23 protein-coding genes and 1 tRNA gene are annotated in these 25542 nt (G+C 71.9%); 6 read left to right on the forward strand and 18 right to left on the reverse strand.

The window, feature by feature from the left end; genetic code table 11:
* Positions 1-30: 30 nt before the first annotated feature.
* The 15 genes from ACWCXC_RS25070 to ACWCXC_RS25140 all read right to left on the reverse strand — a co-directional run bounded on the left by ACWCXC_RS25070 (position 31) and on the right by ACWCXC_RS25140 (position 17369).
* A complete protein-coding gene (locus ACWCXC_RS25070) occupies positions 31-1419 on the reverse strand; it encodes an MraY family glycosyltransferase (protein WP_450683123.1) in 1389 nt (462 codons plus the stop codon).
* A gap of 115 nt (positions 1420-1534) precedes the next feature.
* Entirely contained in the window at positions 1535-2791 is a 1257-nt protein-coding gene (locus ACWCXC_RS25075) for a serine hydroxymethyltransferase (protein WP_450890590.1), read from the reverse strand.
* A 156-nt stretch (positions 2792-2947) separates the two neighbouring features.
* Complete coding sequence (locus ACWCXC_RS25080) at positions 2948-3589, reverse strand: arsenate reductase/protein-tyrosine-phosphatase family protein (protein WP_383635043.1); 642 nt, start codon at positions 3587-3589, stop codon at positions 2948-2950.
* The gene (locus ACWCXC_RS25085; RefSeq protein ID WP_450683125.1) at positions 3586-4233 is read right to left on the reverse strand and encodes an L-threonylcarbamoyladenylate synthase; all 648 of its coding nucleotides are present in this window, start codon (positions 4231-4233) and stop codon (positions 3586-3588) included. Before ACWCXC_RS25085 ends, ACWCXC_RS25080 begins: the two co-directional genes overlap by 4 nt.
* A gap of 56 nt (positions 4234-4289) precedes the next feature.
* Complete coding sequence (gene prmC / locus ACWCXC_RS25090) at positions 4290-5135, reverse strand: peptide chain release factor N(5)-glutamine methyltransferase (RefSeq protein WP_450683126.1); 846 nt, start codon at positions 5133-5135, stop codon at positions 4290-4292.
* 49 nt (positions 5136-5184) lie between these two features.
* The gene (prfA, locus tag ACWCXC_RS25095) at positions 5185-6261 is read right to left on the reverse strand and encodes a peptide chain release factor 1 (RefSeq protein WP_450683127.1); all 1077 of its coding nucleotides are present in this window, start codon (positions 6259-6261) and stop codon (positions 5185-5187) included.
* Positions 6262-6405: 144 nt separating this feature from the next.
* Positions 6406-6630, reverse strand: a complete 225-nt coding sequence (gene rpmE, locus ACWCXC_RS25100; RefSeq protein ID WP_136203279.1) for a 50S ribosomal protein L31 — start codon at positions 6628-6630, stop codon at positions 6406-6408.
* A gap of 140 nt (positions 6631-6770) precedes the next feature.
* The gene (locus ACWCXC_RS25105; RefSeq protein ID WP_450890591.1) at positions 6771-7871 is read right to left on the reverse strand and encodes an LCP family protein; all 1101 of its coding nucleotides are present in this window, start codon (positions 7869-7871) and stop codon (positions 6771-6773) included.
* A gap of 331 nt (positions 7872-8202) precedes the next feature.
* On the reverse strand, positions 8203-10197 hold the full coding sequence (gene rho / locus ACWCXC_RS25110; RefSeq protein ID WP_450890592.1) for a transcription termination factor Rho: 1995 nt from the start codon (positions 10195-10197) through the stop codon (positions 8203-8205).
* A gap of 389 nt (positions 10198-10586) precedes the next feature.
* Positions 10587-11504, reverse strand: a complete 918-nt coding sequence (gene thrB, locus ACWCXC_RS25115; protein WP_450890593.1) for a homoserine kinase — start codon at positions 11502-11504, stop codon at positions 10587-10589.
* Positions 11505-11861: 357 nt separating this feature from the next.
* Entirely contained in the window at positions 11862-12932 is a 1071-nt protein-coding gene (gene thrC / locus ACWCXC_RS25120) for a threonine synthase (protein WP_450683131.1), read from the reverse strand.
* 6 nt (positions 12933-12938) lie between these two features.
* The gene (locus tag ACWCXC_RS25125) at positions 12939-14249 is read right to left on the reverse strand and encodes a homoserine dehydrogenase (RefSeq protein WP_450683132.1); all 1311 of its coding nucleotides are present in this window, start codon (positions 14247-14249) and stop codon (positions 12939-12941) included.
* 125 nt (positions 14250-14374) lie between these two features.
* The gene (lysA, locus tag ACWCXC_RS25130) at positions 14375-15766 is read right to left on the reverse strand and encodes a diaminopimelate decarboxylase (RefSeq protein WP_450683133.1); all 1392 of its coding nucleotides are present in this window, start codon (positions 15764-15766) and stop codon (positions 14375-14377) included.
* A 27-nt stretch (positions 15767-15793) separates the two neighbouring features.
* Complete coding sequence (gene nrtL, locus ACWCXC_RS25135; protein ID WP_450890594.1) at positions 15794-16957, reverse strand: ArgS-related anticodon-binding protein NrtL; 1164 nt, start codon at positions 16955-16957, stop codon at positions 15794-15796.
* Positions 16958-17012: 55 nt separating this feature from the next.
* Positions 17013-17369, reverse strand: a complete 357-nt coding sequence (locus tag ACWCXC_RS25140) for a response regulator (protein ID WP_450683160.1) — start codon at positions 17367-17369, stop codon at positions 17013-17015.
* On the opposite strand from ACWCXC_RS25140, the gene ACWCXC_RS25145 reads away from it, so the two are divergent.
* Positions 17310-17444 (forward strand): hypothetical protein, encoded by a 135-nt coding sequence (locus tag ACWCXC_RS25145; RefSeq protein ID WP_450683161.1) that lies wholly within the window; start codon positions 17310-17312, stop codon positions 17442-17444. The genes ACWCXC_RS25140 and ACWCXC_RS25145 overlap by 60 nt on opposite strands.
* A 197-nt stretch (positions 17445-17641) precedes the next feature.
* Positions 17642-17713: transfer RNA gene (locus tag ACWCXC_RS25150), tRNA-Arg, on the forward strand.
* 76 nt (positions 17714-17789) lie between these two features.
* On the opposite strand, the gene ACWCXC_RS25155 is transcribed toward ACWCXC_RS25150, so the two are convergent.
* The gene (locus ACWCXC_RS25155) at positions 17790-18248 is read right to left on the reverse strand and encodes an ATP-binding protein (RefSeq protein ID WP_450890595.1); all 459 of its coding nucleotides are present in this window, start codon (positions 18246-18248) and stop codon (positions 17790-17792) included.
* Between the two features lie 162 nt (positions 18249-18410).
* On the opposite strand from ACWCXC_RS25155, the gene ACWCXC_RS25160 reads away from it, so the two are divergent.
* Positions 18411-19277, forward strand: a complete 867-nt coding sequence (locus ACWCXC_RS25160) for a helix-turn-helix domain-containing protein (protein WP_450890596.1) — start codon at positions 18411-18413, stop codon at positions 19275-19277.
* Positions 19274-19459 (forward strand): DUF397 domain-containing protein, encoded by a 186-nt coding sequence (locus ACWCXC_RS25165; protein WP_450890597.1) that lies wholly within the window; start codon positions 19274-19276, stop codon positions 19457-19459. Before ACWCXC_RS25160 ends, ACWCXC_RS25165 begins: the two co-directional genes overlap by 4 nt.
* Positions 19460-19527: 68 nt before the next feature.
* Here ACWCXC_RS25165 and ACWCXC_RS25170 read toward each other — a convergent pair whose 3' ends face one another.
* The gene (locus tag ACWCXC_RS25170) at positions 19528-20841 is read right to left on the reverse strand and encodes a serine hydroxymethyltransferase (protein ID WP_450890598.1); all 1314 of its coding nucleotides are present in this window, start codon (positions 20839-20841) and stop codon (positions 19528-19530) included.
* A 406-nt stretch (positions 20842-21247) separates the two neighbouring features.
* Between ACWCXC_RS25170 and ACWCXC_RS25175 the strand changes: the two genes are divergently transcribed.
* Complete coding sequence (locus tag ACWCXC_RS25175) at positions 21248-23158, forward strand: S53 family peptidase (protein ID WP_450890599.1); 1911 nt, start codon at positions 21248-21250, stop codon at positions 23156-23158.
* Positions 23159-23438: 280 nt separating this feature from the next.
* Here the strand turns inward: ACWCXC_RS25175 and ku are convergent, their stop codons facing one another.
* Positions 23439-24494 (reverse strand): non-homologous end joining protein Ku, encoded by a 1056-nt coding sequence (gene ku / locus ACWCXC_RS25180; protein ID WP_450890600.1) that lies wholly within the window; start codon positions 24492-24494, stop codon positions 23439-23441.
* Between the two features lie 65 nt (positions 24495-24559).
* Here ku and ligD point away from each other — a divergent pair, with 65 nt between their 5' ends.
* The gene (gene ligD, locus ACWCXC_RS25185; protein ID WP_450890601.1) at positions 24560-25456 is read left to right on the forward strand and encodes a non-homologous end-joining DNA ligase; all 897 of its coding nucleotides are present in this window, start codon (positions 24560-24562) and stop codon (positions 25454-25456) included.
* The last annotated feature ends 86 nt before the right edge of the window (positions 25457-25542 follow it).

A 25542-nucleotide genomic window follows, 5' to 3' on the forward strand; every position in this document is an offset into this window, starting at 1 on the left:
GTCTGGTATTGCCCCGCGATGACCGAATTGTCAACGGGTCGAATTTGCCTTGCGCCGGTCCGAGAACCGTGCGCGGGGGCCGATCGCCGTCGCCCCGTTGACGCCGGAGACACCCGCGGCGATCGGCGGCTGCGGTGACGGCTCCTGTCCCTCCTGCCCCATCCGCCCGTCCTGGGGCCCCTGTTGGCCCTCCTGGGCGCTTTCGGGGACCGCCCCGGGGTCCTGGGTCCCGCGCCGCTTCCGGCGCCGGTAGCGGGGCGGTACGAAGTGTTCGGCCCAGTGCGGCGCACGCGGGGTGAACCGGGGCATCAGCAGCAGGATCAGGCCCAGCGTGGACAGTCCGGTGATCGCCAGCACGATCCACATCGAGGTCGAGTGCACCGAGTAGCCCACCGCGCCGAAGGCGATCAGCGCCGACCAGAAGTACATGATCAGCACCGAGCGGCTGTGCGAGTGGCCGATCTCCAGCAGCCGGTGGTGCAGATGGCCGCGGTCGGCGGCGAACGGCGACTGTCCGTTCCAGGTCCGCCGCACGATCGCGAGCACCAGGTCCGCCGCCGGAATGGCGATGATCGTCAGCGGCAGCAGCAGCGGGATGAAGACCGGCAGCATCGCGTGCGTGGCCTGCCGTTCGCTGCCCGCGAAGAGCTTCATCGCGTCCGGGTCGACCTGGCCGGTCACCGAGATCGCGCCCGCCGCGAGGACCAGGCCGATCAGCATCGACCCCGAGTCCCCCATGAAGATCCTGGCCGGGTGCATGTTGTGCGGCAGGAAGCCCAGGCACATCCCCATCAGGATGGCGGTGAAGAGCGTCGCGGGGGCCGCCGCCTCGATGCCGTATCCGTACCAGAGCCGGTAGGTGTACAGGAAGAGCGCCGCCGCGGCGATGCAGACCATGCCCGCGGCCAGACCGTCGAGGCCGTCCACGAAGTTGACCGCGTTGATCGTGATCACGACCAGTGCGACCGTCAGCAGCGTGCCCTGCCACTGCGTGAGCGGGACCGTCCCGACGCCGGGGATCGGCAGCCAGAGGATCGTGAGGCCCTGGAGCACCATGACCGCCGCGGCGATCATCTGCCCGCCGAGCTTGATCAGGGCGTCGATCTCGAACTTGTCGTCCAGGACGCCGATCAGCCAGATCAGCGCGGCGCCCGAGAGCAGGGCGCGCGGTTCGTTGGAGAGGTCGAAGACGCCGTCGAGATTGGCCAGGTGGTCGGCGACGATCAGCCCCGCGCACAGCCCGCCGAACATGGCGATGCCGCCGAGCCTAGGTGTCGGTTCGCGGTGCACGTCGCGCGCGCGGATCGCGGGCATCGCCCCGACCGCGATGGCGAACTTACGCACCGGGCCGGTGAGCAGGTACGTCACCGCGGCCGTGACACAGAGCGTCAGCAAGTAATCACGCACGGGCTGCCCCATAAATGTCGCCGGCCATCTCAGCCCACACCTTAACTAGGTCCGCCTCATGGTTGAGGACACGGAGCACCCCGCGATGGTTGCACAGCACACTCCTTTACGGACAAACGTTCCGATGTCACCCCGGGTACGGCCGATGGGCCACGGCCAGTTCGCGCACCTCGGCGCCGGCATCGCCCTCCCGGCGCACCGCGGAGCCGATGAGCACGGCGAGCCTGGCCATGTCCGCGTCGTCCATCCCCTGGGTGGTGAGGGCCGCCGTGCCCAGCCGGATGCCCCGGGCGTTCCCGTACGGCAGCGCGCAGGTGTCCAGCACCATCCCCGCGGCGGCCAGCCGGTCGCGGGCCTCGGGGCCGTCGGCGCCCAGCGGGGCCGGGTCCGCGACGATCAGATGGGTGTCGGTGCCGCCCGTGACGATCTCGAAGCCCTCCGCCTCCAGACCGGCGGCCAGCACCCGGGCGTGGGCAACCACCCGGTGGGCGTACGCGGCGAAGGACGGCGCCGCCGCCTCCCCGAAGGCGACGGCCTTCGCGGCCACCGTGTGCATCTGCGCGCCGCCCTGGGTGAAGGGGAACACCGCCCGGTCGATGCGCTCCGCCAGCTCCGCGCCGCACAGCAGCATCCCGCCGCGCGGGCCGCGCAGCACCTTGTGCGTGGTCGCGCAGACGACGTCCGCGTACGGAACGGGGCTGGGCGCCGCTCCCCCGGCGATCAGCCCCGTCGGATGCGCGGCGTCGGCGATCAGGAAGGCGCCCACCTCGTCGCAGATCTCCCGGAAGCGCGCGTGGTCGATGTGGCGCGGGTAGGAGATCGAGCCGCTGACGATCGCCCTGGGCCGGTGCGTCCGGGCCAGCGCCGCGACCTGGTCGTAGTCGATCAGCCCGCTCTCCGGGTCCACCCCGTAGCCGATGAACTCGAACCACCGGCCGGAGAAGTTGGCGGGCGAACCGTGGGTGAGGTGGCCGCCGTACGGGAGGCCCATCGCCAGGACCGTGTCCCCCGGCCGCAGCAGCGCCGCGTAGGCGGCCAGGACGGCCGAGGAGCCGGAGTGCGGCTGGACGTTGGCGTGCTCGGCGCCGAAGAGCGCGGTGGCCCGGCGCACCGCGATCCGCTCGGCGGCGTCCGCCTGCTCGCAGCCGCCGTGGTGGCGGGCGCCGGGATAGCCCTCGGCGTACTTGTTGGCGAGCGGGGAGCCGAGGGCGGCCAGCACGGCGGGCGAGGCGAAGTTCTCGGCGGCGGTCAGCTGGAGCGTGTGCGCCTGCCTGCGCGCCTCCCCCGCCAGCACCTCGGCGATCTCCGGATCCTCCCGGAGCAGCGCCCGGAAGTCCTGCGGGGCGGTGGCGGCGGACGGTGAGCTGGCGCTGGTGACCGGCATCGGGAGCTCCGGGCCTGGGGAGAGGTGGCGTCGGCTCCAATGTAGGCCCGTACGGCGGACGCTGCCCGCTGCCGGGCCCGTGTGACCCGTCGGGACCCCGGCGTACCGCGTCCCGGCCGTACGGCCGCCCTCGCGCCCCGGGGACGCCCGCGCGGATCAGTGCGCGGCGGGCACGCCCGTGAGCGCGGTGACGACCGGGTCCAGGGCCTGGTTGATCTCGTCCCCGATGGACCGGAAGAACGTGATGGGGGCGCCGTACGGGTCATGGACCTCGTCGGCGTCCGCGGTGGGGGCGAGCAGCCAGCCGCGCAGCGCGGCGGCCGCCCGGACCAGGGCGCGGGCACGCTCGACGACGCCCTCGTCCCGGGCGTCGGGCAGGGTCGCCGGGTCTATCGCCCGGACGAGCCGGGTGAACTCCTTGAGCGTGAAGGTGCGCAGTCCCGCCGAATGCCCCATGGAGATCACCTGGGCCCGGTGGTCGCGGGTCGCGGTGAGGACGAGGTCGGCACGGATCACGTGCTCGTCGAGGAGCTCCCGGCCGACGAAGCCGGTGGCGTCGGCGCCGAAGTCGGCGAGGACCACCTCCGCGTTGGCCTCCATGGGGGCGCCCTCGTGCCCCCAGGTGCCGGCGCTCTCCACGATCAGCCCGCCCTGGAGCGGATCGCCCAGCCGGTCCACGAGGGCATGCCGGGTCAGCCGCTCGGTGATCGGTGAGCGGCACACGTTGCCGGTGCTGACGTGGAGGATGCGGAAGGTGTCGGTCCGCCCCGCTATGCCACGCCCCTCAGGGGCGGTCAATTGGCCACCTCGAGGTCGGGTACCACCGTGCGCAGGTCCTCGGCGGAGAGCGCGCCGGCCCTCAGCAGGACCGGTACCTTGCCGGTGACGTCGACAATCGAGGAGGGCACGATGCCCGGGGTCGGACCGCCGTCGAGGTAGACGGAGACGGAGTCCCCGAGCATCTCCTGCGCGGCGTCGCAGTCCTCGGGGGCCGGGTGCCCGGTGAGGTTGGCGCTGGAGACGGCCATCGGGCCGACCTCCGTGAGCAGTTCGAGGGCGACCGGGTGCAGCGGCATCCGGATCGCGACGGTGCCCCGGGTGTCGCCCAGGTCCCACTGGAGCGAGGGCTGGTGCTTGGCGATGATCGTCAGGGCGCCGGGCCAGAACGCGTCCACCAGCTCCCACGCCTGCTCGGAGAAGTCGGTGACCAGACCGTGCAGGGTGTTCGGCGAGCCGATCAGCACGGGCGAGGGCATGGTGCGGCCGCGGCCCTTGGCCTCCAGCAGATCCCCGACGGCCTCGGAGCCGAAGGCGTCCGCACCGATCCCGTACACGGTGTCGGTGGGCAGCACGACCAGCTCGCCGCGGCGGACGGCCGACGCGGCCTCGCGCAGACCCGTCGTACGGTCGGTCGCGTCGTTGCAGTCGTATCGCCGTGCCATCTAGCCGGCCTCCTCAAGCATGTACGGGTAGGGCTGGTACGGGCGGGTGCCGGCGGTCACGGCATGGCCTTGCGGGCCGTGGCGAACCGGGGGCGGCGGTTGAGGTCGGGGTGGTCGGCCGCGTCCGCCCAGCCCCGCTCCTCGGTGAAGATCCACGGCACCTGGCCGCCCTGGGTGTCGGCGTGCTCGATGACGACGAGCCCGCCGGGGCGCAGCAGCCGGTGCGCGGTGCGCTCGATGCCGCGAATGGTGTCGAGGCCGTCCTCGCCGGAGAAGAGGGCCATCTCCGGGTCGTGGTCACGGGCCTCGGGCGCCACGTACTCCCATTCGGTGAGCGGGATGTACGGCGGGTTGGAGATGACCAGGTCGACCTGGCCGTCCAGCTCGGGGAGGGCGGTCAGGGCGTCGCCCCGGTGGACGGTGACCCTGGAGTCCTCGGCGTTCTTCCGGGTCCACTTCAGGGCGTCCTCGGACAGCTCCACGGCGTGCACGCGCGAGCGCGGCACCTCCTGGGCCATGGCGAGCGCGATGGCCCCGGAGCCGGTGCACAGGTCGACGATCAGCGGCTCGACGACGTCCATCGCGCGGACGGCGTCTATCGCCCAGCCGACCACCGACTCGGTCTCCGGCCGGGGCACGAAGACCCCGGGGCCGACCTGGAGCTCCAGATAGCGGAAGAAGGCCCGGCCGGTGATGTGCTGGAGCGGTTCGCGGGCCTCGCGGCGGGCGATGGTCTCCCAATAGCGGGCGTCGAAGTCGGCGTCCGGCACGGTGTGCAGCTCGCCCCGCTTGACGCCGTGCACGAACGCGGCGAGTTCCTCGGCGTCGAAGCGCGGCGAAGGGACACCGGCGTCGGCCAGCCGCTGGGTGGCCTGGGCCACCTCGGCGAGCAGCAGGTTCATCGCGGTTCTCCGTACGGGTTCACGGGCGGTGCGGTCAGAGGGGCTCGGCTCACGCGTTGGCGAGCTTGGCCGCCGAGTCGGCGTCGACACAGGCCTGGATCACGGCGTCCAGGTCCCCGTCGAGCACCTGGTCCAAGTTGTACGCCTTGAAGCCGACCCGGTGGTCCGAGATGCGGTTTTCCGGGAAGTTGTACGTACGGATCTTCTCGGACCGGTCGACCGTGCGCACCTGGCTGCGGCGCACGTCGGAGGCTTCCTGCTCGGCGGCCTCCTGGGCGGCGGCCAGCAGCCGCGAGCGCAGGATGCGCATGGCCTGCTCCTTGTTCTGGAGCTGGCTCTTCTCGTTCTGGCAGGAGGCGACGACGCCGGTCGGGAGGTGGGTGATGCGGACCGCGGAGTCGGTGGTGTTGACGGACTGGCCGCCGGGGCCCGAGGAGCGGTAGACGTCGATGCGCAGGTCGTTGGCGTGGATCTCCACGTCGACCTCCTCGGCCTCGGGGGTGACGAGCACGCCGGCGGCGGAGGTGTGGATGCGGCCCTGGGACTCGGTGGAGGGCACGCGCTGCACGCGGTGCACGCCGCCCTCGTACTTCATCCGGGCCCAGACGCCCTGGCCGGGCTCGGTGGCCCCGTTGCCGCCCTTGGTGCGCACGGAGACCTGGACGTCCTTGTAGCCGCCGAGCTCGGACTCGGTGGAGTCGATGATCTCGGTCTTCCAGCCGACGCGCTCGGCGTAGCGCAGGTACATGCGCAGGAGGTCGCCGGCGAACAGGGCGGACTCGTCGCCGCCCGCGCCCGCCTTGATCTCCAGGAGCACGTCCTTGTCGTCGCTGGGGTCGCGCGGGACGAGCAGCAGGCGGAGCTTCTCGGTGAGTTCCTCGCGCTCCTGCTCCAGGTCCTTGACCTCGGCGGCGAAGTCGGGGTCGTCGGCGGCCAGCTCGCGGGCGGTCTCGATGTCCTCGCCGACCTGCTTCCAGGAGCGGTAGGCGGAGACGATGGGAGTCAGCTCGGCGTAGCGCTTGTTCAGCTTGCGCGCGTTGGCCTGGTCCGCGTGGACCGAGGGGTCCGCGAGCTTCTTCTCAAGATCGGACTGCTCGCCGATCAGTTCCTCGACCGCCTCGAACATCTTCGGGCTCCTGGTTCCTTCGCTCGTCGTGCCTGCCGGAAAGACGCCTGTCCGGCCGGGGTGCGGGGCCCGCGCCCCGGCCGAAAAAACGCCGGCCCCAGCGCCCCCGGAACGAGGGCGCCGAGGACCGGCGCTGTCGGCTCGCTACTTGCTGGCGGTGCCGGCGGCCTTGCCGAAGCGGGCCTCGAAGCGGGCCACGCGGCCACCGGTGTCGAGGATCTTCTGCTTGCCCGTGTAGAACGGGTGGCACTCGGAGCAGACGTCGGCACGGATGGTGCCGCTGTCCAGCGTCGAACGGGTGGTGAACGACGCGCCACAGGTGCAGCTGACCTGCGTCTCGACGTACTGGGGGTGAATGTCGCGCTTCAAGGGTGTCTCCTAGGTTCGGGAGGGCACCGGGTCGTCCGCGCGGATTGCGCGTCCGTGAACCGGGGCCGACGTACCAGTCTGCCAGGACCGGCCGTATCTCCCAAAACCGGGGTGGGCCGCCGGCTATTCCCGGAGCGGGGTCAGCGCACGATCCCGCCGGCGTCGCCCTTGTCGCCCGCGGAGTTCTTCAGGGCGGAGGCGGGGATCGGGGCGTCGGCGCGGAGCGCGGTCCACACCTGCTTCGACTCCTCCTCCAGCGGGACGACCCGGTTGGGATCGGCGGTGTCGTATCGCACGGGCAGCGTCACCATGCGGACGTCGTCGGCGCCGAGGCCCTTCAGCCCGGTCGCGAAGCTCGCCAGCCTGGTGACCGATCCGAGGTCGGAGTCGGTGGTGAGGGCCTTGGTGGCGGTGTCCGCGATGCCGTAGAGCTTGGTGCCGTTGAGCATGCCGACGCTCGTGGCCTGCTTGATGAGCGCCTTGACGAAGTCCTGCTGGAGCTGGATGCGGCCGAGGTCGCTGCCGTCCCCGACGCTCTTGCGGGTGCGGACCAGGCCGAGCGCCTGTTCGCCGTTCAGGGTGTGGGTGCCGGGGGCGAGGTCCAGGTGGCTCTTGGGGTCGTCGATGGCCCGGTTGGTGGTGATCTCGACGCCGCCGAGCTTGTCGACGAGCTTCTTGAAGCCGGTGAAGTCGACCTCGATGTAGTGGTCCATGCGGATCCCGGACATCGCCTCGACCGTTTTCACCGCGCAGGCCGGCCCGCCGACCTCGTACGCCGTGTTGAACATGGCCCGCTCCTGGCCGGCGACGGGCTCGCCGCTCACGTCGCCGGTGCATTCGGGCCGGGTGACGAGGGTGTCGCGCGGGATGGAGACCACGCTCGCGGTCCTGTGCCCCTTGTTGACGTGCACGACCATCGCGGTGTCGGAGCGGGCGCCGCCCTGGTCCTCGCCGTACGCGGCGTTCGCGCCGGAACGGGAGTCGGAGCCGAGCACGAGGATGTCCTCGGAGCCGTTGTCGACGTTCTTCGGCCGGTTCTTGCCGAGCGCGTTGTCGATGTCGACGGCCTTGAGGTTTCCGTTGAGGTGGAAGTAGGCGTACCCGAGCCCGGATCCGCCGACGACGACCAGTCCGGCCAGGCCCCAGGCGGCGACGACGGCCGCCCTGCGGCGGCGGGACGGCTTCCTCCGGCGGCGGCCGGTGGGCCGTATTCGGCTGGTGGTTCCGCGCTGTCCGCTCATCCCTCTCCTCGATTTCCCGGCCCGTTCCCGGCTACCGCCCCCTACGTGGTGTGCGGGTGTCTGTGCCGCTTTGTCACTGTCGGGTACGACGCGGCGGCGACAAGAAGGGTTGCACAGGGGGCGGTGGCCTCCGGATAAGGAGCGGCACCGCCCGCGCGGCCGGGCGGCGGCCCGTGACCCCGCGCTCACCTGCGGTTTCCTGTCCTCTGCGGCGACCGGACTGACCCCGTGGCGGCGGGCGGCCGTGTGGCGAAGGTCTCGGGGGCAACGACGAGGCCGCCCCCGGCACCGAAGTGCCGGGGGCGGCCCGGACGTGCGAAGCGGGACGGCCCTAGTCGTTGTTGCCCGGGGCCGGCGTCGTCTTCTGGATCTGGAGCAGGAACTCCGCGTTGGACTGGGTCTTCTTCATCCGGTCCAGCAGCAGCTCGATCGCCTGCTGCTGGTCCAGCGCGTGGAGCACCCGGCGGAGCTTCCAGACGATCCCCAACTCCTCGCTGCCGAGCAGGATTTCCTCCTTGCGGGTGCTGGACGCGTCGACGTCCACCGCCGGGAAGATCCGCTTGTCGGAGAGCTTGCGATCGAGCTTGAGCTCCATGTTGCCGGTGCCCTTGAACTCCTCGAAGATCACCTCGTCCATGCGCGAGCCGGTCTCGACGAGCGCGGTGGCCAGGATGGTCAGCGAGCCGCCGTCCTCGATGTTGCGCGCGGCACCGAAGAAGCGCTTCGGCGGGTAGAGCGCGGTCGAGTCGACACCACCGGACAGGATGCGCCCGGAGGCCGGGGCCGCGAGGTTGTACGCGCGTCCCAGACGGGTGATCGAGTCCAGCAGGACGACCACGTCGTGACCCAGCTCCACGAGGCGCTTGGCGCGCTCGATGGCCAGCTCGGCGACGGTGGTGTGGTCCTCGGCGGGGCGGTCGAAGGTCGAGGAGATGACCTCGCCCTTCACCGACCGCTGCATGTCGGTGACCTCTTCCGGACGCTCGTCGACCAGGACGACCATCAGGTGGCACTCGGGGCTGTTGACCGTGATCGCGTTGGCGATGGCCTGGAGGATCATGGTCTTGCCGGTCTTCGGCGGGGCCACGATCAGACCGCGCTGGCCCTTGCCGATGGGGGCGACCAGATCGATGATCCGCGTCGTCAGGACGTTGGAGTCGGTCTCCAGGCGGAGCCGGTCCTGCGGGTAGAGCGGGGTCAGCTTCTGGAACTCCGGACGGCCGCGGCCGGATTCGGGTGCTCCGGCGTTGACCGAGTCCAGGCGGACCAGCGCGTTGAACTTCTCGCGGCGCTCGCCGTCCTTGGGCTGGCGCACGGCCCCCGTGACGTGGTCGCCCTTGCGCAGGCCGTTCTTGCGGACCTGGGCGAGCGAGACGTACACGTCGTTCGGACCGGGCAGGTAGCCGGAGGTCCGGATGAACGCGTAGTTGTCGAGGATGTCGAGGATGCCCGCGACGGGGATCAGGACATCGTCGTCGGAGACGGCGACCTCGCCCGCGAAGTCGTCGCGTCCGCGACGGCCCCGGCGGTCGCGGTAGCGGCCCCGGCGGCCGCGCCGGCCGCCCTCGTCGTCGAAGTCGTCCTGGGGTCCGCCGCCCTGCTGGCCCTGGTTCTGCTGGCCGCGCTGACGCTGGCCGCCCTGGCCCTGGCCCTGCTCGTCGCCCTTGTTCCGGCGGTCGCGCCGGCCCTCACGGCCCTCGCGGCGGTCTCCGCGCTGGCCGCGCTCCTGGCGGTCGCCGCGACGCCCCTCGGCGTTGTCGGCGGCGGACTCGGCCTTGGACTCGGAACGGTCCTCGGCGGGCGCCTCGTGCTTGGGCTCGTCCTTGGCGCGGTCCTTGGTCTCGGACTTGGCCTCCGGGCTGCCGGCCTGCGCGGTGGCGCGGCGGCGGCGGCGCTCGCCCGCGGGCGCCTCGTCGCTGGCGGGCTGACCGGGGATGTCGATCTGCTGCTGGGCGGCGGGCTGCTCGGCGGGGGCGGCGGCCGGGGTCTCGTCCCCGGCTCCGGTGCGCGCCTTGGAGGTGGCCCGGCGCTTCGGCGCGGTCTTGGCCTCCTCGGCGGGGGCCGCGGCCTTGGCCTTCGGCGCGGCGGAGCCGCCGGCCTGGGCCTCCTTGATGACCTCGATCAGCTGGCTCTTGCGCATCCGCGCAGTGCCCTTGATGCCGAGGCCGGACGCGACCTGCTGCAGCTCGGCCAGGACCATGCCGTCAAGGCCGGTGCCGGAGCGGCGGCGCCGTGCGGTGGTGCCAGTGGCAGCACCTTCGGCGGGCGCGGCGCTGTCGACGTTCTTGTCGGCAGTCACGCCCATCAGATCGGTGGTGTCGCTCACGAAGGGTCCTTCCCTGGAGCGGACGTCGGCCTTCTGGCTCGGCGACCGGTTGTGCTGTCCGACTGCGGTCTTCGGTGCGGACCGTGCCGGGGCGGTGGTCCCGCCGGGTAGGTACGGCGGAGAGGTGAACGTGTGCATGGGTCCGGCGCGAGCATCCCCCTGCTCGGCCCACTCCTGAGACAAGCGAGGGGTGTCGTGCCGGTTCCGGAGCGTGCTCGAAACTGCTCAGGCAGGCTGCTCAGGCAGTTGGGGAGGCTCCCGGAAGAATTGGTGGTCCCGGAAAGGGACACGAAGCAACGCGCCACATAGACGTCGATTGCAGACTTGAGGTTAACACTACCGGCTCCAACAAACATTCCCCCTCTCGTTCACCGGCAACCACTTCTCGCCTACGGGGCGAGCGGCAGCACGCTCGCTCCCTGGGCGTCGAGCGCGAGCCGGTTGGCCGCCCAGCCCTCGCCCGCCAGTCGTGCGACCTTGTCGGCCGCACCGTCCTCGGCCAGTGCCAGCACGGTGGGTCCGGCACCGGAGATGACCGCGGGGACGCCCTCGGCGCGCAGCCGGGCCACCAGTTCCGCGCTCTCCGGCATGGCCGGGGCGCGGTACTCCTGGTGCAGCCGGTCCTCGGTGGCCGTGAGCAGCAGCTCGGGGCGCCTGGTCAGGGCCTCGACGAGGAGCGCGGCACGGCCGGCGTTGAAGGCGGCGTCGACGTGCGGGACGGTGCGCGGCAGCAGGCCGCGGGCGGTCTCGGTGAGCACCGGCTTGCCGGGGACGAAAACCACCGGAACGATGGAATCAGCGGGATCCATCCTGATCGCGCGCGCCGATCCGCCGTCCATCCAGGCCAGCGTGAATCCGCCGAGCAGACAGGCGGCGACGTTGTCCGGGTGGCCCTCGATCTCGGTGGCCAGCTCCAGCAGGGCGGCGTCGTCGAGACGGGCGTCGCCGCCGGTGGTCACGGCGCGGGCCGCGACGATGCCGGCGCAGATGGCGGCGGAGGAGGAGCCGAGGCCGCGTCCGTGCGGGATGCGGTTGGCGCAGACGATCTCCAGGCCGCGGGGCTGTCCGCCGAGCAGGTCGAAGGCGGTGCGCAGGGACCGCACGAGGAGGTGCTTCTCGTCGCGGGGCAGCGTGTCCGCGCCCTCGCCGGCGATGTCGATGTGCAGTCCGGAGTCGGCCACGCGGACGACGACGTCGTCGTACAGGCCCAGCGACAGGCCGAGGGCATCGAAACCCGGGCCCAGGTTGGCGCTGGTGGCGGGGACGCGCACCCGGACGGCGGCGGCTCGGAAGGCGGGACCGGCCATCGCTCTGACGACTCTCCTTGTGAGGCGGCGGGGACATGCGAGAAGCTGCGGGGCTTCTGGGGATGGGGGTGTTTCGGGGTGGTACGGGGGTTTTCCTGGGGTACTTCAGGGGGGACCGCAACGACCCGTGCACCCCGGCTCGTACACGGCGGGGCGGACTGGGTTGGGTACAGCTTATCGAAGGAAGGTTCTGTCGCGACATAGGGCGCACAGGAGGCGCACGATGCGTGTCGCACGCCGCCGGTGCGCTCGCCGCCCCGAAAAGGGTGTTTGAGCTGCGTTTCTGACGAGGTGTCGCCGTGTCCCGGGCCCGTCGCGCGGACGGCCCCGGGACACGGCGGCGGCGTACACCGGGTGTTACACGAGGCCCAGCCGCTCGGCCGCGGTGGCGGCGTCGACCGGGACGGTGACCGGCTGCGGGGCGCCCGCGACGGCCCAGTCGGGGTCCTTGAGGCCGTTGCCGGTGACCGTGCAGACGATCTTCTGGCCGGGGTCGACCTTGCCCTCCTCGGCGGCCTTCAGCAGACCGGCCACCGAAGCCGCCGACGCGGGCTCCACGAAGACGCCCTCCTGGGAGGCCAACAGGCGGTAGGCGGACAGGATCTGACGGTCCGTGACCTCGTCGATGAAACCGCCGGACTCGTCGCGCGCGGCCAGGGCGTACTGCCAGGAGGCCGGGTTGCCGATCCGGATGGCGGTGGCGATGGTCGACGGGTCCTTGACGACCTCGCCGCGCACGATGGGCGCGGAGCCGGACGCCTGGAAGCCCCACATGCGCGGGGTGCGCGAGGAGACGCCGTCCTTGGCGTACTCGGTGTAGCCCTTCCAGTAGGCCGTGATGTTGCCCGCGTTGCCGACCGGGAGGACGTGGATGTCCGGGGCGTCGCCGAGCGCGTCGACGATCTCGAACGCGGCGGTCTTCTGGCCCTCGATGCGGACCGGGTTGACCGAATTGACCAGAGCCACCGGGTAGTTGTCCGAAAGCGAGCGGGCGAGCGTCAGGCAGTCGTCGAAGTTGCCGTCCACCTGGAGGATCTTGGCGCCGTGGACGAGCGCCTGGCCCATCTTGCCCAGGGCGATCTTGCCCTGCGGGACGAGGACGGCGCAGACCATGCCGGCCCGCACCGCGTACGCGGCGGCGGAGGCGGAGGTGTTGCCGGTGGAGGCGCAGATGACGGCCTGCGCGCCCTCCTCCTTGGCCCGGGTGATGGCCATGGTCATGCCGCGGTCCTTGAAGGAACCGGTGGGGTTGGCGCCCTCGACCTTGAGGTGCACCTCGCAGCCCGTGCGCTCGGACAGGACCTGAGCGGGGACGAGCGGCGTACCGCCCTCACGGAGCGTGACGACCGGCGTCGTGCTCGTGACCGGGAGCCGGTCCCGGTACTCCTCGATGATGCCGCGCCACTGGTGGGTGCCCTTGGTGGTCATGGGTCCTTACTCCCCTTCAACACGCATGATGCTGGCGACACCGCGCACGGTGTCGAGCTTGCGCAGCGCCTCGACGGTCCCCGAGAGGGCGGCGTCGGGCGCGCGGTGGGTGACGACGACGAGGGAGGCCTCGCCGTCCGATTCCTGACTGTCCGGCCGGCTCTGCTGGCGGACCGTGTCGATGGACACGCCCTGCTCGGCGAAGACCGTCGCGACCTGGGCGAGCACACCGGGTTTGTCGGCCACGTCGAGGCTGATGTGGTAGCGCGTGACGACCTCGCCCATCGGGCTCACCGGCAGGCGGGTGTAGGCGGACTCGCCGGGTCCGGGGGCCTCGTTGAGCAGGTTGCGGCAGACCGCGACGAGGTCGCCGAGGACCGCCGAGGCGGTCGGGGCGCCGCCGGCGCCGGGACCGTAGAACATCAGCTGCCCGGCGGCCTCCGCCTCGACGAACACCGCGTTGTACGCCTCGCGGACGGAGGCCAGCGGGTGGCTGAGCGGGATCATCGCGGGGTGCACCCGGGCCGTGACGGACTGCCCGTCGGCGGCGCGCTCGCAGATGGCGAGCAGTTTGACGGTGCAGCCCATGCGGCGGGCGGAGGCGATGTCGGCGGCGGTGACCTCGGTGATGCCCTCGCGGTGCACGTCACCGATCCGCACCCGGGTGTGGAAGGCGATGCCGGCGAGGATCGCGGCCTTCGCGGCGGCGTCGAAGCCCTCGACGTCGGCGGTGGGGTCGGCCTCCGCGTATCCGAGGGCGGTGGCCTCGTCGAGCGCCTCGGAGTAGCCGGCGCCACTGGTGTCCATCTTGTCGAGGATGAAGTTCGTGGTGCCGTTGACGATGCCGAGGACCCGGTTGACCTTGTCGCCGGCCAGCGATTCGCGCAGCGGGCGGACGAGCGGGATGGCACCGGCGACGGCGGCCTCGTAGTACAGGTCGCGGCCGTGCTGCTCGGCGGCGGCGTGCAGGGCGGCGCCGTCCTCGGCGAGCAGCGCCTTGTTGGCGGAGACGACGCTCGCGCCGTGCTCGAAGGCGGTGGTGATGAGCGTGCGGGCGGGCTCGATGCCGCCGATGACCTCGATGACGACGTCGATGTCGCCCCGTTTGACCAGGGCGGTCGCATCGGTGGTGATCAGTGCGGGGTCGATGCCCTCGCGCACCTTGGAGGGCCGGCGCACGGCGACGCCGGCGAGCTCGACCGGGGCGCCGATGCGCGCGGTGAGGTCGTCGGCGTGCGTCGTCATGATGCGGGCCACCTCTGAGCCGACGACTCCACAGCCCAGCAGCGCCACCTTCAGCGGACGCGTACGCATCATCCGACCTCGTTTCCTTTACCTCTGTTGTGTGAACCAGTCTCACTCACCGGACGGGCGATTCTGTCACCCGTCCGGATCCTGAGATGTTTACCTCGGCCCGGGGGTGTGCCCCCGGAAAATCGTCATCAGCCCACGTCGAGACGCAGGAGATCTTCCTCCGTCTCGCGCCGGACGACGACCCGCGCCTCCCCGTCGCGCACGGCGACGACCGGCGGACGCAGGGCGTGGTTGTAGTTGCTGGCCATGGACCGGCAGTACGCGCCGGTGGCGGGGACGGCGACCAGATCGCCGGGGGCCAGGTCCGCCGGGAGGAACGCGTCCTTGACGACGATGTCCCCGCTCTCGCAGTGCTTGCCCACGATGCGGACGAGCATGGGCTCGGCGTCCGAGGTCCGGGAGGCGAGCGCGACGCTGTACTCGGCGTCGTACAGCGCGGTGCGGATGTTGTCCGACATGCCGCCGTCGACGCTGACGTAGGTGCGCAGCCCCTCCAGGGGCTTGATGGTGCCGACCTCGTAGAGCGTGAAGGCGGTGGGGCCGACGATGGCGCGGCCGGGCTCGACGGAGATGCGCGGGGTGGTGAGACCGGCGGCCTCGCACTCGCGGGTCACGATGTCACCGAGCGCCTTGGCGATCTCCTGCGGCTCGCGCGGGTCGTCCTCGGAGGTGTACGCGATGCCGAGGCCGCCGCCGAGGTCGATCTCGGGCAGTTCGACGCCGTGCTCGTCGCGGACCTCGGCGAGCAGCTGCACCACGCGGCGGGCGGAGACCTCGAAGCCGGCCATGTCGAAGATCTGCGAGCCGATGTGGGAGTGGATGCCGACGAGCTCCAGCCCGTCGAGTGCGAGCGCGCGGCGGACCGCTTCGGCGGCCTGTCCCCCGGCCAGCGCGATGCCGAACTTCTGGTCCTCGTGCGCGGTGGCGATGAACTCGTGGGTGTGGGCCTCGACGCCGACGGTCACCCGCAGCTGGACGCGCTGGCGCCGGCCGAGCCGCTGCGCGGTGTGGGCGACGCGGACGATCTCCTGGAAGGAGTCGAGGACGATCCGGCCGACGCCCGCGGCAACGGCCCGCTCGATCTCGGCGACGGTCTTGTTGTTGCCGTGGAAGGCGATGCGCTCGGCGGGCATCCCGGCGTCGAGGGCGGTGGCCAGCTCGCCGCCGGAGCAGACGTCGAGGTTGAGCCCCTCCTCCTTGAGCCAGCGCACGACGGCGCGGGAGAGGAAGGCCTTCCCGGCGTAGAAGACGTCGGCCCCGGGCCCGAAGGCGTCGGCCCAGGCGCGGCAGCGGGCCCGGAAGTCGGTCTCGTCCATGATGTACGCGGGGGTGCCGAACTCCTCGGCCAGCCGGGCGACGTCGATTCCGCCGACGGTGAGGGCGCCGCGTTCGTCGCGGCTGACCGTGCGGGACCAGACCTTGGGGTCGAGCGCGTTGAGGTCCTCGGCGGGGGCGGCGTAGTGGCCCTCGGACAGGACGTCGGCGTGACGGGGTCCGGCGGGGTGTGCGGATCGGCTCATCGTGTGGTTCTGCTCTCTCGGATCTGTTCAGAGGTACGGGGGCGCGCTGATGCCGAGCAGGGACAGGCCGCCGGCCAGCACCGTCCCGGCGGCTTCGGCGAGGGCGAGCCGGGAGCGGTGGGCGGCCGAGGGTTTCTCGTCCCCGACGGGCAGCGGCGAGGCGGCGTCGTGGAAGTCGAGGAAGCCGTGGGCCACCGCTTCGAGGTGGCGGGCCAGCCGGTCGGGCGCGCGGTGCCGGGCCGCGGCGGCCAGCTCGGCGGGGTGGTCGGCGAGCAGCCCGTACAGCGCGACCGCCTCGGGCCCCGCGGGCACGGCGGCGGCCTCCCGCGGACCGGCGGCGGCGAAACCGAGCAGGGCGGCACCCCGGGTCATCGCGTGCGTGCGGGCGTGCGCGTGGCGGACCAGGAAGAGCGCGTTGCCCTCCCCCTGGACGAGGAGGCCGTCCCCGAGGAACGCCCGGTCGTGCCCGGCGGCCCGCAGCAGCCCCCACCGGGCGGCGTCCACGCCGAGCCGCCGCAGCAGTGCGGAGGCGGTGGCGCCGGCGGGAACGGGCCGTATGTCGACGTCGGCGGAGGAAGGGGAGGCGGAGGCCGCGTGCGACGCCGCCCCGGCGACCGGGGTGTTCCGGTCCCCGGCGGTCGGCCCGGCGGTCGGATCCGTGCGGTCGTCGTCCGCCACGCCCAGCCCGGTCAGGTCCGGATCGACCGGCCCCGCCGGACGCCCGACGTGGACGCGGGCGCCCTGGGCGCGGGCGAGGCGGCGCACGGCGTCGGCGGTGACGGCGGCCCTGACCTCGTCGGAGCGGCGGAGGCGGAGGGTCTGTCCGGCGAGCGCGTCGCCGTGCCCGTACCGCGTGCCCCGCTCCCGTACGGCGGCGAGGACCGCGCGATGGGCGGCGGTGTCGGCACCGGCGTCGAGGGTGAAGTTCAGGAATCCGGCGCCCGTGACCTCGACGCGACCGAGGCCGGGTACCCCGCTCATGCGCGCGCGCAGGATCTCGGCGACCTCGCGGGCGGGCCGGGCGGCGGGGCCGGCGAGCTGGAGGGCGACGGCGGTGGCGTAGTCCCCGCTGCCGCCGGGCCGGGTCCGCTCGACCCGCACCCGGCTGGGTACGGGCGCCCGCAGCACATGCGCGTCGACCGCGCTGCGCACGGCGTGCAGCACGGTCGCGGAGAGATCTGCGGGGGTCACGGGACAAGCGTAGGCGAGGGAGGGGGGCCTTTAGCGAACGCGTTTCGCCATCCGGTCAGCCGGCCGCGCTCTCCGCGCGCCCGGCCCCCTGCCGCCCGTCCAGCACGGCGGTCCGCCCGCGCTCCACCAGCCTCCGCACCAGCCGCACCAGCTCGCTGGGCTCGAAGGGCTTCGCGAGGAACGCGTCCACCCCCGCCGCGACCCCGTTGTCCACCTCGTACGGCGTGCACGCGCTGACGATCGCCAGCGGCAGATGCCGGGTCCGCGGATCGGAGCGCAGCCGGGTCGCCGTCTGGAGCCCGTCCAGCCGGGGCATGACGACATCGAGCGTGATCACGTCGGGACTGACCCGATGAACGAGATCCAGACACTCGACACCATCGGCCGCGGTCACGACCTCGAAGCCCTCCAGCTCGAGATTGACCCTGATCAACTGCCGGATGACCTTGTTGTCGTCGACAACAAGCACGCGGCCGCACGCGCCTGACACCCTTCGAGGGTAGGCGGGCCGGAGGGGCTGCGTCCGGGTTTTGCCCACTTCCGCCCCCGGACGGCGGCACCGAGGTTGGCCAAATGTGTGTGCGAGGGGGCGCACGCCCTCGCACGATGACGCGGAATACCTGTTCACGGGCACCCCGTGGAAGCTGGTAGTGTTTCACCCGTCGCCGAGCAACACAGCGATACGCCCCCGTAGCTCAGGGGATAGAGCATCGGCCTCCGGAGCCGGGTGCGCAGGTTCGAATCCTGCCGGGGGCACTTCGCAGGAAGTGCCACAGAAGCGCTGACCGACAGAAATGTGGGTCAGCGCTTTTTGTTGTTCCCCTTGCCCCTCTCAGCCGGGAAGATCCAGCTCGGCAACGACCGTCTTGCCGATCGGGTCGCGGTCGAGCACCGCCCAGCGGTCGGCGAGCGCCTCGACCAGGAGGAGACCCCGGCCGCCCTCGGCCAGCGGCAGGGGTGCGGGACGGAGGGTTCCCGGGGACGGCGGGCGGCGCTCACCCCGGGTGTCGGACACCTCAATGCGCAGGGCGGTGGGGACGAGCCCGAGGACCAGTTCGAAGTCACGGCCGGGGATCCGTCCGTGGGTGGCGGCGTTGGCGGCAAGCTCGGCCACGAGGACGGCGGCGGTGTCGGATGCCGGGCTGCCGTACGGCAGGCCCCAGAGGTCGAGCTGGTGCAGGGCGAGCCGGCGGGCGAGGCGGGCGCCGCGCGGGGTGGAGCTGAAGCGCTGGACGAACACACATACGGTGACGGACGCTTCGAGGGTGCCGGGGGCGGAGGGTGCTGTCATATGCCCACCGTGCCGCCGCTCCCTCCCCCTTCACCAGGGGTGGAGCACGTACGCAAGGTCAGCGTACGCGCACGTTCGGTAGACAGTACGCGTCACCGTCCGTGACTATGGGCGCCAGTCGGAAGCGGTACGGCGGGCGAACAGCACGGGAGGTGTCCGGCGATGGCCTACGAGGGCATGGACGGCAACGGCACGGCATCGGCGGGCGGTACGGAACCGGAGGCGTCGGACAGCCTTCGCACCTTCGGCGCGGTCGTCCACGCGTTACGGGAGCACGCGGGGCTCAGCCGCGAGGAGTTCGGTGCCCTCGTCGGGTACTCGAAACACACGATCGCCTCCATCGAGCAGGGCCGCCGCATGCCGGACCTCGACTTCGTGGAGGGTGCGGAGCCGGTCCTCGGCAACATCGGCGCGCTCCGTCGGGCGGCGCCGTTTCTCACCCGGCAGGCGGGGCTGGCGAGTTGGTTCGTTCAGTGGGCGCGCATCGAGGCGACGGCGATCAGCCTGTACACGTACGAGTGCCGGGTGGTGCCCGGCCTGTTGCAGACCGAGGCGTACGCGCGGGCCGTTTCGCTGGACGTGCCACCCCTGCCGGACCCGGAGCAACTGGAACAGCGCATCGCGGCCCGGATGGCCCGTCAGAACCTCCTGTCCGTCAACCGGAAGCCGCCCACGGCCTTCAGCTTCATCATCGAGCAGTCGGTGCTGGAGCGCAGGACGGGTGGCGACGAGGTGACGCGAGAACTCCTGGATCATCTCATCGACTTGGCCGAGAAGAACTGGAACGTGGAGATCCAGGTGATGCCCACGCGACGGCCGCATCACGCGGGGCTGGATGGACCGTTGCAACTGGCCGAAACCCCTGAGCATCGCTGGTTCGGATACTCGGAAGGGCAGAAGAACGGACGCCTGATCTCTGACGCTAAGGAGATCAGCGTGCTACAGCAGCGGTATGCGAAACTGCGCTCGCAGGCTCTGACCCCCGAGGATTCGCTGAGCCTGCTGAAGCGAATGCGAGGAGCGCTATGAGCACGTCAGAACTGGCCTGGTTCAAGAGCAGTTACAGCGGCTCCGAAGGGGACAGCTGCGTCGAGGTGGCCAAGGGCGCGGGCACGGTCCACGTCCGGGACTCCAAGGACCAGCACAGCCCCGAACTCGCCGTCTCCCCCACCGTGTGGAGCGACTTCATCACGTACGCCGTCCAGGGCTGACGCCCGGACGCCCAGCGCCCCGTCCCGGAGTCGTCCGGGGCGGGGCGCTGTCGTGTGCGGTGGCCGGGTCAGGCGATCGGGAGGCCCGGGGCCGGGTACGCGTCCATCAGGTCCTTCACCTCGGCGCGGATCGCCGTGAGGGTGGTCTCGTCGCCCGTGCGGGCGGCGGTGACGGCGCGGTCGATCCAGGTGGCGACGGTGGGCATGTCGGAGGCGGGGATGCCCCGGGACGTGAGGGCCGGGGTGCCGATGCGGATGCCGGAGGGGTCGAAGGGCTTGCGGGGGTCGTAAGGGACGGTGTTGTAGTTGACGACGATGCCCGCGCGGTCCAGGGCCTTCGCCGCCACCTTGCCGGGGACGTCCTTCGTCGTGAGGTCGATCAGCAGCAGGTGGTTGTCGGTGCCGCCGGAGACGAGGTCGAAGCCGCGGGCGGCGAGTTCTTCGCCGAGGGTGCGGGCGTTGGCGACGACGGCGTGGGCGTAGGAGCAGAAGGCGGGGGTGGCGGCCTCGTTGAGGGCGACGCCGATGGCGGCGGTGGTCTGGTTGTGGGGGCCGCCCTGGAGGCCGGGGAAGACGGCGCGGTCGAGGGCGCGGGCGTGCTCGGCGCGGCTGAGGAGCATGGCGCCCCGGGGGCCGCGCAAGGTCTTGTGGGTGGTGGTGGAGACGACGTCGACGTGGGAAGCGGGCGAGGGGTGGGCGCCGCCGGCGATCAGGCCCGCGATGTGGGCGACGTCGGCGACGAGGACCGCGCCGACCTCGCGGGCGATCTCCGCGAAGCCCGCGAAGTCGATCGTGCGGGGTACGGCGGTGCCGCCGCAGAAGATGAGCTTGGGCCGCTCGGCGAGGGCCAGGTCGCGGACCTCGTCCAGGTCGACGCGGCCGGTGTCGCGGCGTACGCCGTACTGGACGCCGTTGAACCAGGTGCCGGTGGCCGAGACGCCCCAGCCGTGGGTGAGGTGGCCGCCCATCGGGAGTGACATGCCGAGGACCGTGTCGCCGGGCTTCAGGAAGGCGAGGTAGACGGCGAGGTTGGCCGGCGAGCCCGAGTAGGGCTGGACGTTGGCGTGCTCCATGCCGAACAGGGCCTTCGCCCGCTCGACGGTGACCGCCTCGACCTGGTCGATGACCTGCTGGCCCTCGTAGTAGCGCTTGCCGGGGTAGCCCTCGGAGTACTTGTTCTGAAGGACCGTGCCGGACGCTTCGAGCACGGCGGCGGAGACGTAGTTCTCGCTGGGGATCAGGCGCAGGGTGTCGGCCTGGAGGCGTTCCTCGGCGGCCACCAGGGCGGCCAGTTCGGGGTCGGCCGCCGTCAGGGCGGAGTGGCGCGGCGGCGTGGATACAGATGCGGACGCGGACGCGGATGCGGATGCGGACAGGGTCACGGGAGTCCTCCCGGGTCGGTCGCACGCGGCGACATGGACCCGGATCGCCCAGGCGGACGGCTCTCCGGCGATGGCCCCCGGGCACGCCCGGGTGTGCCGCTCCCTCGTGGTCGGTTCCACGGAACACCCGCGCGGGGTGCACGCCAGTCGCGGCCCTTCGGACTCTACCCGCCGTCGCCGGAGTCCGTAAGACGAGGGGCCGAAGCCCGGCGATTCGGTGTCAACCGGCCGTGCGGGGATCACCCTTGGCCGATTCTTGGCGAATACATGTCCCATACATGAGAAGTTCCTCGCCAGAGTGCCCCTTACATGTGCACATCATCCGGCACATGGTCCGCACGCGAGACCCATATCGCAGGGGGTTACGTTGAGAATCAGCCGCGCCGGACGACGCGCCGGGCTGAGCATGGCAGTGACACTGCCCATGCTCGCCGGGGCGCTCGCCCTCGGGATACCCGACGCCAGCGCAGACGCCGCACCCGGCGCCCGAGCGGCGTTGCAGGGGACCAAGCCGGCCTGGGCCACCGCGTCGGCCGACCGGGGCGCCTCGGCCGACAGCGCGAAGGTCTCCGTCCGGGTCCACCTGGCCGGGCGGGATGCCAAGGGCCTCACGGCGTACGCCGCCGCCGTGTCCGACCCGGACTCGGCCTCGTACGGGAAGTATCTGAGCCCTGCCGAGGCGCAGGCCCGGTTCGGGGCGACGCGGGAGCAGATCGACCGGGTGAGCCGGTGGCTGAAGGAGTCCGGGCTCACCGTCACGGGCGCCGACCAGCACTATGTCTCGGCCACCGGTGACGTCGCCACGGCCGAGCGGGCCTTCGGCACCCAGCTGCGCGACTACCGCAGGGGCGGCCGGACCTACCGGGCCCCGGCGGCCACCGCTACCGTGCCCGCCGCGCTCGGTGACGCCGTCCTCGCCGTCTCCGGCCTGGACAACGCCCCGCACCGCTCCAGCCACGACGAGGTCCTGCCGCCGCCGGACGCCGTGTTCCGTAACTCCGGCCCGTTCTCCAGCTACTTCGGCTCGAACACCGCCTCCTCCCTGCCGGATGCCTACGGCGCGAAGGTGCCGTACGCGGTCAAGGGCTACACCGGCAAGCAGCTGCGCGCCGCGTACGGGGCCGGGAGCTACACGGGCAAGGGCGTGACCGTCGCGATCACCGACGCGTACGCCTCCCCCACCATCGCGAAGGACGCCTCCGAGTACGCCGGGCGCAACGGGGACGCGCCCTACCGGCGCGGGCAGCTCACCCAGGTCCTCCCCGACGACTACACGAAGACCGAGGAGTGCGGGGCCTCCGGCTGGTACGGCGAGGAGACCCTCGACGTCGAGGCCGTGCACGCCGTCGCACCGGACGCGAACATCGTGTACGTGGGCGGCGCGTCCTGCTACGACAACGACCTGCTCGACTCGCTGAACAAGGTCGTCGACTCCCGGCTCGCCGACATCGTCTCCAACTCCTGGGGCGACGTCGAGGCCAACCAGACCCCGGACCTCGCGCTCGCCTACGACCAGGTGTTCAAGATGGGCGCGGTCGAGGGCATCGGCTTCTACTTCTCCTCGGGCGACGCCGGCGACAACGTCGCGTCCACCGGGACCAAGCAGGTCGACGTCCCCGCCAACTCCGCCTGGGTGACCTCGGTCGGCGGCACCTCGCTGGCCGTCGGCAAGCACGACGCGTACCAGTGGGAGACCGGCTGGGGCACGATGAACGCCCCCCTGTCGGCGGACGGCCTCAGCTGGACCGGCTTCCCCGGCGCGTACACCTCGGGCGCGGGCGGCGGCACCAGCGCCACCGTGAAGCAGCCGTCCTACCAGCGCGGCACCGTGCCGGACGCCCTGGCCCGCGCCAACGGGAAGACCCGGATGCGCACCGTGCCGGACATCGCGGCGGTCGCGGACCCGAACACCGGCTTCCTGGTCGGCCAGACGCAGACCATGCCCGACGGCTCCCTCGCGTACGACGAGTACCGCATCGGCGGTACGTCGCTGGCCGCGCCGGTCGTCGCCGGTGTGCAGGCCCTCGCCCAGCAGGCGGCGCACGGGCGTCCCCTCGGCTTCGCCAACCCGGCGATCTACGCCCGCTACGGCTCGGCGGCGTACCACGACGTGACGGACCACCCGCTGGGCGCCACGCGTGATCTGGCCGTCGCCCGCGTGGACTTCGTCAACGGCGTGGACGCGGCGGACGGGCTGCGGACCTCGGTGCGCAGCCTCGGCAAGGACGCCTCGCTGGCCGCCGTGCGCGGCTACGACGACGTCACCGGCGTCGGCACTCCGGCACCCGGATACGTCGGCTCCTTCCGCGGGCGCTGACACCGGCGGAGACCTGAGGAACGGAGACCTGAGGAACGGGCCGGACGGCCGTCGCGGGGCGATCCCCACGGCGGCCGTCCGGTCCGTTTCGGTGCGCTCCGGTCCGTTTCGATTTCGCCGAACCATTTCGGTGCGGTCCGGTCCGTTTCGGTGCGCCGGCCTATTTCGGTGCGCTCCGGTCCGTTTTGGTTCGCAGGTCTGTTTCGGTGCGGTCCGGTCCGTATCCCTCCGTGCGTCTTCCCGGTCCCCCGGCCGCCCCGGAGGGAGTCCGCGCGCGGAATCAGGCGGAAGCCCGCTTGCGCGGGGTGCGCCGCTCGGACGTCTTCTTCGCGGCGGCCTTCTTGGTCCCGCCGGACGCCTTCTCGGCGCTCTTTTTCTTGGTGGTGGCGGAACGGCCGCCCGGTGCGCTCTTCTTCGCGGCCGGCTTGCGCGATCCGGACGTCTTCTTCTTCGCCGCGGTGCCCTTCTGCGCGGACTTCCCCCGCCCGGAGAGCGAGGTCACCTCGGCGACCCGGCCCTCGCCGTCCGCCTCCCCGTCCTCCGCCTCCCCCGTCTCCTCGCCACGCGCCTCCTTCGCCGCCCGGACACTGCCCTCCAGGGCCGCGATCAGGTCGATGACCTTGCCGCCGGAGGAGTCGGGGGCCGATGGCTCCAGCGTCTCGCCGGACGCCTTGGCCGCGATCAGTTCCTCGACGGCCTCGCGGTAGTCGTCGTGCAGCGAGTCCATGTCGACCTCGCCGAGGGTGTCCATCAGGGCGTCGGCCAGGTCGAGTTCGGCGTCGCGGACCGTGACGTCGGCCTCCGGGGCGACCCCCTCGGGGGCCCGGATCTCGTCCGGCCAGAGCAGCCCGTGCATGGCGATGACGTCGTCCACGACGCGCAGCATGCCCAGCCGCTCACGGCCGCGCAGCGCGTACTTGGCGAGGGCGACCTTGTTGCTCCGCTTCAGCGCCTCGCGCAGCAGGGTGTACGGCTTGGCGGCCGGTACCCCGTTGGCGGAGAGGTAGTACGCGGCGTCCATCTGGAGCGGGTCGATGGCGTCGGCCGGCACGAAGGCGACGATCTCGATGGTCTTGGCGGTGGGCAGCGGCAGGGACCCCAGATCCTCGTCGGTGATCGGGATCATCGTGCCGTCGGCCTCCTCGTACGCCTTGCCGATCTCGCCGGAGCCCACCTCCTCGCCGTCGATCTCGCACACCTTGCGGTAGCGGATCCGGCCACCGTCCGCGAGATGGATCTGGCGGAAGGAGATCGCGTGGTTCTCGGTGGCGTTGACCAGCTTGATCGGGATGCTGACCAGCCCGAAGGAGATGGCGCCGTTCCATATGGACCTCACCGGTCACCCCTTACGTTCATCCGCACAAGTCCGTACAGATCCGTATTTCGTGTGACTCTTATCGTATGACGCCGATCACAGAGGTGGAGGGGCGGCGCCTGGCGCTGAGCAATCTGGACAAGGTGCTGTACCCGGCCACGGGCACCACCAAGGGCGAGGTGCTGCACTACTACGCGGCCACGGTCGCCGGGCCCCTGCTGGCGCATCTGCGGGACCGGCCGCTCTCCTTCCTGCGCTATCCGGACGGCCCGGAGGGGCAGCTGTTCTTCACGAAGAACCCGCCGCCCGGTACGCCGTCCTGGGTACGCACCGCCCCTGTGCCGCACCACGAGAAGGAGGGGGCCCTGCAGATCGTGGTGGACGGGCTGGCGTCCCTGATGTGGGCGGCCAATCTGGTGGTGGAGTTCCACACCCCGCAGTGGCGGGCCGAGGCTCCGGGGACGGCCGACCGGATGGTGTTCGACCTGGACCCGGGGGCACCGGCCACCGTCGTGGAGTGCTGCCGGGTCGCACGCTGGCTGCGCGAGCGCCTGGCGGAGGACGGCCTGGAGGCGTACGGGAAGACCTCCGGCTCCAAGGGGCTGCATCTGCTCGTCCCGGTGGAGCCCACGCCCTCCGCGCGGGTGTCGGCGTACGCGAAGGCGCTCGCCGTCCGGGCGGAGCGGGAGCTGCCGGAGCTGGTGGTGCACCGGATGCGGCGGGCGCTGCGGCCGGGCAAGGTGTTCGTCGATTTCAGCCAGAACGCGGCGGCGAAGACGACCGCCACCCCGTACACCCTGCGCGCCCGCGCCGAGCCCACGGTGTCGGCCCCGGTCACCTGGGCCGAGATCGAGGGGTGCGAGGACCCCGGGGACCTGGTGTTCCTCGCCGGGGACATGGCCGGGCGGCTGGCGCTCCACGGCGATCTGCTCGCCCCGCTCACCGAGACGGACCGGGGGCGTCCGGTGCCGGAGGCCGGGTAGCCGGGGGGCACGCGACACCCGGTAGCCGGAGCCGCCCCGGCCGCGTCCCGTGCGCCGTGCGCGCCCGGCGCGGCCGGGATATACCG

This window comes from Streptomyces sp. NPDC001515 (assembly GCF_053597115.1).

What these genes read in the sequence shown, in the direction of transcription:
- ACWCXC_RS25075 (WP_450890590.1), bottom strand. Translation starts at nt 2,791, where the DNA reads ATGCCGGTCACCAGCGCCAGCTCACCGTCCGCCGCCACCGCCCCGCAG.
- ACWCXC_RS25145 (WP_450683161.1), top strand. Translation starts at nt 17,310, where the DNA reads ATGAACGAGATCCAGACACTCGACACCATCGGCCGCGGTCACGACCTC.
- ACWCXC_RS25105 (WP_450890591.1), bottom strand. Translation starts at nt 7,871, where the DNA reads ATGAGCGGACAGCGCGGAACCACCAGCCGAATACGGCCCACCGGCCGC.
- ACWCXC_RS25155 (WP_450890595.1), bottom strand. Translation starts at nt 18,248, where the DNA reads ATGACAGCACCCTCCGCCCCCGGCACCCTCGAAGCGTCCGTCACCGTA.
- ACWCXC_RS25085 (WP_450683125.1), bottom strand. Translation starts at nt 4,233, where the DNA reads ATGGCACGGCGATACGACTGCAACGACGCGACCGACCGTACGACGGGT.
- thrC (WP_450683131.1), bottom strand. Translation starts at nt 12,932, where the DNA reads ATGACCACCAAGGGCACCCACCAGTGGCGCGGCATCATCGAGGAGTAC.
- ACWCXC_RS25160 (WP_450890596.1), top strand. Translation starts at nt 18,411, where the DNA reads ATGGCCTACGAGGGCATGGACGGCAACGGCACGGCATCGGCGGGCGGT.
- ACWCXC_RS25070 (WP_450683123.1), bottom strand. Translation starts at nt 1,419, where the DNA reads ATGGGGCAGCCCGTGCGTGATTACTTGCTGACGCTCTGTGTCACGGCC.
- thrB (WP_450890593.1), bottom strand. Translation starts at nt 11,504, where the DNA reads ATGGCCGGTCCCGCCTTCCGAGCCGCCGCCGTCCGGGTGCGCGTCCCC.
- ACWCXC_RS25175 (WP_450890599.1), top strand. Translation starts at nt 21,248, where the DNA reads ATGGCAGTGACACTGCCCATGCTCGCCGGGGCGCTCGCCCTCGGGATA.
- ligD (WP_450890601.1), top strand. Translation starts at nt 24,560, where the DNA reads ATGACGCCGATCACAGAGGTGGAGGGGCGGCGCCTGGCGCTGAGCAAT.
- ACWCXC_RS25165 (WP_450890597.1), top strand. Translation starts at nt 19,274, where the DNA reads ATGAGCACGTCAGAACTGGCCTGGTTCAAGAGCAGTTACAGCGGCTCC.
- prmC (WP_450683126.1), bottom strand. Translation starts at nt 5,135, where the DNA reads ATGAACCTGCTGCTCGCCGAGGTGGCCCAGGCCACCCAGCGGCTGGCC.
- prfA (WP_450683127.1), bottom strand. Translation starts at nt 6,261, where the DNA reads ATGTTCGAGGCGGTCGAGGAACTGATCGGCGAGCAGTCCGATCTTGAG.
- lysA (WP_450683133.1), bottom strand. Translation starts at nt 15,766, where the DNA reads ATGAGCCGATCCGCACACCCCGCCGGACCCCGTCACGCCGACGTCCTG.
- ACWCXC_RS25125 (WP_450683132.1), bottom strand. Translation starts at nt 14,249, where the DNA reads ATGATGCGTACGCGTCCGCTGAAGGTGGCGCTGCTGGGCTGTGGAGTC.